This window comes from Photobacterium sp. DNB22_13_2 (genome assembly GCF_052873915.1).
In genome coordinates this window covers 1-247 of record NZ_JBNNXU010000234.1, presented here as the reverse complement: position 1 = coordinate 247, position 247 = coordinate 1, and the positions used below count along the sequence as shown (strand labels likewise).

1 protein-coding gene is annotated in these 247 nt (G+C 56.3%); it reads right to left on the bottom strand.

Features of this window, described 5'->3' with window-relative positions; translation table 11 throughout:
- Nucleotides 1–22: 22 nt before the first annotated feature.
- On the bottom strand, nt 23–247 hold a 225-nt coding region (locus ACVA58_RS28495; protein WP_446513589.1), incomplete at its 5' end, for a hypothetical protein.

Genomic DNA, 247 nt, shown 5'->3' with positions numbered 1-247 from the left:
AAATAGCACGGTCGTTCAATTTTTATTTTTGCGCTGCACGGCGCCGTTCAGCGGGCCATGCAGCGGGCTGCGGCAGGTTCAAACGCGTGTGCTGCAGCGTCGATTTTTTGCCCGGCACATGACGGTTTTGATAGAGTCGCGCATTTCGTTGCTTGGGATGATCCTGGGTGCCCATCAGGCGCGGGGACGTCTCGTCACATTTCGTCGATTCCATTCGCGATCCGAGCGGAATCGTCCACTCTGTATC